Source organism: Micromonospora sp. LOL_025 (assembly GCF_048060285.1).
Lineage (GTDB): Bacteria > Actinomycetota > Actinomycetes > Mycobacteriales > Micromonosporaceae > Micromonospora.
On sequence record NZ_JBHMIR010000075.1, the window covers coordinates 1 to 4,229 of the forward strand.

Here is a 4,229-nt window from a genome sequence, read left to right on the forward strand (position 1 = left end):
GCCGTCCGGTACGCCGACGGAATCACCGCGCTGCGCGCGGCGGGCGTCGACACGTTCCTGGAGATCGGCCCACACAGCGTGCTGACCGCCATGACCCGCGACGCGCTGAGCCAGCAGGAACCGGCCGACGACGACACCCCCGTGATCGCGGTGCCCGTCCTGCGCGCCGACCGTCCCGAGGCGCGGGCCCTGCTCGCCGCCCTGGCCGAGCTGCACGTCAACGGGGTGCCCGTCGACTGGCCGGCCCTCTACTCCAGCGCCGGCGCGACCCCGGTCGCCCTGCCCACGTACGCGTTCCAGCGGCAGCGCTACTGGCCCGAGCAGATGCCGGCGTCGGTCACCGGCCCGGTCAGCCCGGACGTGGTGGACGTCGAGTTCTGGTCGGCCGTGGAGCGCTCCGACGTGGCGGCCCTCGCCGCGCAGTTCGGCGACGACGGCGCGGACGTCCTGGCCCCGGCCCTGCCGGTCCTGTCGTCCTGGCGCAAGGCCCGGCTGCGGGACGCGGTCGTCGACGGCTGGTCGTACCGGGTGGTGTGGAAGCGGACCGCCGCCCCCGCGCCGGTCACCCCGTCCGGCCGCTGGCTGCTGGTCGAGCCGGCCGACGACGCGCCCGTGACGGAGTGGGCCGAGGCGCTCGCGGGGGCGCTGACCGCCGCCGGCGGCGAGGTGTCCCGGCTGGCGCTCGACCCGACGGCGGCGCGCGAGGACGTGACGACGCGGCTGGCCGAGGCCGTGGGGGACGACCGGTTCTCCGGGATCGTGTCCCTGCTGGGCCTGCTGGACCGGCCGCATCCCGGCCAGCCGGCGGTGCCGCTGGGCACGGCGGCCACGATGGCGCTGGTGCAGGCCCTGCACGCGGCCGACGTCGCGGCGGCACTGTGGATGGTGACCCGGGGCGCGGTCGGCACCGGGGACGCCGACCCGGTCCGCAGCGCCGCCCAGGGCGGGCTGTGGGGCCTGGCCCGGGTCGCCGGGCTGGAACACCCGCAGCTCTGGGGCGGCCTGGTCGACCTGCCGGACCGGCCCGACCGGAACGACTGGGACCACCTGGTGGGCGTCCTGACCGGCGGCGGCCACGAGGACCAGCTCGCCGTACGGCCCTCGGGCGTGTTCGTGCGGCGACTGGTGCGCGCCACGCCGGCGGCCGTGGGCACGGTCGAGCGCTGGCAGCCGTCGGGCACGGTGCTGATCACCGGCGGCACCGGGGCGCTCGGCGCCCACGTGGCCCGCTGGGTGGCGGCCAACGGCGCGGCGCACGTCGTGCTGACCAGCCGCCGGGGCGAGCGCGCCCCCGGGGCGGCCGAGCTGCGCGACGAGCTGACCGGTCGCGGCGCCCGGGTGACCCTGGTCGCCGCCGACATGGCCGACCGCGCCCGGGTCGAGGCGCTGCTGCGCGACGTCGACGCCGACGAGGCGCCGCTGACGGCGGTGGTGCACGCCGCCGGGGTGGGGCAGCTGAACATGCTGGCCGACACCGACCTGGCCGGGCTGGCCGAGGTGCTGGACGGCAAGATCGCCGGTGCGGTGCACCTGGACGAGCTGCTGGGCGACCGGCCGCTCGACGCGTTCGTGCTCTTCTCCTCCATCGCCGGCATCTGGGGCAGCGGCGGACAGGCCGCGTACGCCGCCGGCAACGCCTTCCTCGACGCCCTCGCCGAGCGGCGCCGCGCCCGCGGCCTGGCCGCCACCGCCGTCGCGTGGGGACCCTGGGCCGACGGCGGCATGGCCAGCGGCGAGGGCCAGGAACTGCTGGCCCGGCGCGGCCTCAGCCCGATGTCGCCGGCCCAGGCCGTGTACGCGCTGCGCAGCGCGGTCGGTCGGGCCGTGCCGTCGGTGACCGTGGCGGACGTCGACTGGTCCCTGTTCACCCCGGCGTTCGCCGCCGCCCGCGCCCGCCCCCTGCTCGACGACATCGCCGAGGCCCGCGACGCCCTGCGCGTGGTCGACGCCGAACCGGAGGACGCCGCCGGCGGCGGGCTGCGGCAGCACCTGCTGACGCTGCCCCGCGCCGAGCAGGACCGCTACCTGACCGACCTCGTACGCACGCACACCGCCGCCGTGCTCGGCCACTCCGGCACCGAGCTGGTCAAGGCGAACCGGGCGTTCAAGGAACTGGGCTTCGACTCGCTGACCGCCGTCGAGCTGCGCAACCGGCTCGGCGCCGCCACCGGGCTCACCCTGCCCACCACCCTGGTCTTCGACTACCCGAACCCGGCTGCCCTCGCCGACCACCTGTCGGCGACGCTGCGCCTGCACGAGGTCGAGACCGTCACCGCCTGGGGCCCCGCCGGGCCGGTCGACGACGACCCGATCGTCATCGTCGGCATGAGCTGCCGGTACCCGGGCGGCGTGGCCAACCCGGACGACCTGTGGGACCTGGTCGCCACCGGACGCGACGGGATCAGCGGCTTCCCCGAGGACCGGCACTGGGACATGGGCCGGCTGCTGGCCGTCGACGCCGACGGGCAACCCGTGTCGCACACCCGGGAGGGCGGCTTCGTCGACGGCGCCACCACCTTCGACCCCGGCTTCTTCGGCATCTCGCCGCGCGAGGCCGTCGCCATGGACCCGCAGCAGCGCCTGCTGCTGGAGGCGTCCTGGGAGGCCATGGAGCAGGCCGGCATCGACCCGGACGAGCTGCGCGGCAGCCGTACCGGCGTCTTCGTCGGCGCCTCCCCGTCCGGCTACGGCACCACCGACACCCCGGCCGAGCTGGCGGGCTACCAGCTCACCGGCGGCGCGCACAGCGTCATCTCCGGCCGGGTGTCGTACACCTTCGGCCTCGAAGGCCCGGCGGTGACGGTCGACACCGCCTGCTCGTCGTCCCTGGTGGCGGTGCACCTCGCCGCCCAGGCGCTGCGCGGCGGCGAGTGCGACATGGCGCTGGCCGGCGGCGTCACCGTCATGGTGACCCCGGGCGCCTTCGTCGAGTTCTCCCGCCAGGGCGGCCTCGCCCCGGACGGGCGCTGCAAGTCCTTCGCCGCCGACGCCGACGGCACCGGCTGGTCGGAGGGGGTCGGCGTGCTGCTGGTCCAGCGGCTCTCCGACGCGCGGCGGCAGGGCCGTCAGGTGCTCGCCGTGATCGCCGGCAGCGCCGTGAACCAGGACGGCGCGTCCAACGGCCTCACCGCCCCCAACGGCCCCGCCCAGCAGCGGGTGATCCGGCAGGCCCTCGCCAACGCCCGCCTCACCACGGCCGACGTGGACGCCGTCGAGGCGCACGGCACGGGAACGACGCTCGGTGACCCCATCGAGGCGCAGGCCCTGCTGGCGACCTACGGCCAGGGTCGCCCCGCCGACCGGCCGCTGCTGCTCGGCTCGATCAAGTCGAACATCGGCCACAGCCAGGCCGCCGCCGGTGTCGCCGGCATGATCAAGATGGTGCAGGCGATGCGGTACGGCCTGCTCCCGCGGACCCTGCACCTCGACGAGCCGACCCCCCACGTGGACTGGACCGCCGGTGCGGTGTCCCTGCTGGCCGAGGCGCGTCCCTGGCCGGCGGTGGACCGGCCGCGCCGGGCCGCCGTGTCGTCGTTCGGCATCAGCGGTACGAACGTCCACCTGATCCTGGAGCAGCCGCCCGCGCCGACCGCCGGGGACGAGCCGGACGCCGTCGGCGAGCCGTCCCGGACGCCGTCGGCGGTGCCGGTGCTGCTGTCGGCCCGGGACGCGGCCGGGCTGTCGGCGCAGGCCGACCGCTGGGCGGCGTGGCTCAGCGGGGACGAGACCCCGCGCCCGCTGGACGTGGCCTGGTCGTCGGTGGCGTCGCGGTCCGTGCTGGAGCACCGGGCGGTCGTGTCCGGTGCGAGCCGCGACGAACTGCTGGCGGGCCTCGAAGCCGTGGCGGCGGGCGAGCCCTCGCTCGGCGTGGTCACCGGCCCGGGCGGGCAGCGTGGCCAGCTCGCGCTGTTGTTCTCGGGTCAGGGTGCGCAGCGCGCCGGCATGGGCCGGGAGCTGTGCGGCGAGTTCCCGGTGTTCGCCGCCGCGCTGGATGAGGTGTGCGCGCACCTGGATTCGCTGCTGCCGCGTCCGTTGCGGGAGGTGCTGTTCGCGTCGGCGGGCTCTCCGGAGGCCGGTCTGTTGGATCAGACGGTGTTCACGCAGGGCGGGTTGTTCGCGGTCGAGGTGGCGCTGTTCCGTCTGGTGGAGTCGTTCGGGGTCGTGCCGGACGTGCTGGCCGGTCACTCGATCGGTGAGGTCACGGCCGCGTACGTGGCGGGGGTGTTGTC

General features: G+C 76.4%; 1 protein-coding gene. It reads left to right on the forward strand.

The genetic code is table 11. From position 1 onward, the window contains the following. The coding region (locus ACFHW0_RS31465) for an SDR family NAD(P)-dependent oxidoreductase (protein ID WP_416613260.1) at positions 1-4,229 on the forward strand (4,229 nt) is incomplete at both ends.